Source organism: Bradyrhizobium sp. CCBAU 51745, from assembly GCF_028128715.1.
Lineage (GTDB): Bacteria > Pseudomonadota > Alphaproteobacteria > Rhizobiales > Xanthobacteraceae > Bradyrhizobium > Bradyrhizobium manausense.
The window spans coordinates 1-1,928 of the sequence record NZ_LBJP01000040.1 but is presented as its reverse complement, the minus strand read 5'-3'; the positions used below and the strand labels follow the sequence as shown (position 1 = coordinate 1,928).

The following is a 1,928-nucleotide window of genomic DNA, read 5'->3' as shown; positions in this document are numbered from 1 at the left end:
GGCTGACCCGTGCCCTGCTGGCCCGGTTGCTGCTGACCCTGGCCCGCGCGCGGCGTACCCGGCTGCGTCGCTCCACCTTGTCCTTGGCGCTGCGGTTGCAGCGTGCCCTGACGGTTCGGTGCTCCCGGCTGCGGCTGCTGACCCGGACGGTTGTTCTGGCCGGGCTGGCCGTTCGGCTGCTGCGGGGTCGGCGTCGGGTTCGGACGCAATTGCTGTTGCTGCGGCACCTGCGCCGGCCGCGGAATGCGGCTCACCGCAGTCGGGTTGGCGCGGCGGAAATCGCGCTGCTCGGTGACGATCTGGCGTCCCGTGGTTTGCGCTGCGTGGACCTGGCTGACGATGCCGCGGTCGCGCGCGACCTGCTGCGGCGGAATCGTGATCGGGACTGCGGCGAAGCGCATGCCGCCGGGACCGGCCGCACCGGGCCGGATCGCAAAGCCGCTCGAGGCTTGCGTCAGCGCGCCGAGCCGCGTGCCGCTGGCACGATCGTGGACGTCGATATGGCCGACGCCGCCATCGGCGTCGGGATAGAGCTTGATGTTGACGTTGTTGGCGCTGTTCGCCGCCGCGTTCGCGGGCACGTCGACGACGCCGGTGGTGCCGCGGATGCCGAGCGTTGCAGTCGGCGTTGCGATCTTCATGTCGCCGGTCTTTGCCACGGCGGCCGCGACGAAGGCGACCGTGCCCTTGCCGATGTCGAAGATCGCCGAGTTCTGCTTGCCGCCGTCCTCATAGACGTAGTTGTCGATGGTGATCTTGGCGCTGGCGGAGAGATTGAACGTGGTGGCGTCGTTGAAGGTGATGCCGAGCGAGGAGTTCGAGGACGTCTGCACGACATCGTTGAGATAGATGTCGTCGCGCACCTTGAGCGGATAGGAGTTCTTGTCGCGGATCACGGTCGCAATTCCCGTCACGGTGGCGACGTTGCCGATCGGCTCGACAGCGGCCGGTTGCGCGTCCGCTGATGGCGCCGGCGAGGCTGATGGCGCGGGGGAGGGCGCGGGCGTCGGCTGCGCTTCTGGCTGGGCCTGCGCAAGCTCGATTGTGTCGGAGGCGCGCGCATTGTCCGCGCCGGCCAATGGCAGCGCCAGCAGCGACAAAGCAAACATGACGCGGCGCCAAGCCACCATCAAAGCCACGAATGAGGTCCCGGTGAGAACGCGAGGCGAGATCGGCCGATATCAGCCGGAGATTGCTGAATGGCGGATGAACATCTTTTGCATGGAACGGGCGAATGTTCAAATGCCACGTCCCAGAAACAGGGACGTGGCGCCGCCTTCTTGCTCGTCATTCCGGGGCGCGACGAAGTCGCGAACCTCAGATGCGCAATTGCGCATCGGGGAATCTCGAAGTTTTGGTGCGAGGTTGCCGCACGAGATCCCGGGTTCGATGCTTTGCATCGCCCCCATTGCGCAATTGCGCAATAGGGATGACACCTTCGGTGTCAGCTCACCCGCTTCCAGGTCTGGCCGCCGCAGAACATTCCGCCGAAAGCGCAGCCCTGCACGCGCAGCGCGTTCGGGCCCTTCATGGCGATCGTCGAGTCGTAGTTGCGGCCGGAGTCGGGATCGTGGATGCGGCCGCTCCACTTGGCGCCGTCGGACTTCATGTTGATCAGGATGCGCTCATTGGTCTTCTCGGCATAGCCGCAGAGATTGGGGCCGCACTGTTCGACGCGAACATTGCCCTTGTTCTCTTCGGTGGCCCACACGCCGATCGGCGTGTTCGCGGCCTGCACCGGCGTAACAGGAGCCGGCGCCGGCGGTGCTGTGTAAGCGGGCGCAGCAGCAACCGGCGCAGGCGCAGCGACCGGCGCGGGAGCTGCAACGGGTGCAGGCTGCGTGGTCGTGTCGACGGATGGTGCGGCGGCAACGGCCGGGGCAGCGGCGGCGGGCGCGGCAGCGGGCGCGGTCGCCTGCACCGGCGCT

Annotated in this window: 2 protein-coding genes; both read right to left on the bottom strand. The window is 67.4% G+C overall.

Going from position 1 to position 1,928, the window contains the following annotated elements:
* A partial coding sequence (locus tag XH98_RS12990; protein ID WP_271618821.1) for a FecR domain-containing protein occupies positions 1 to 1,130 on the bottom strand: 1,130 nt, incomplete at its 3' end.
* A 314-nt stretch (positions 1,131 to 1,444) separates the two neighbouring features.
* Positions 1,445 to 1,928: DUF2147 domain-containing protein (locus tag XH98_RS12985; protein WP_271618820.1), on the bottom strand; the 484-nt coding region annotated here is incomplete at its 5' end.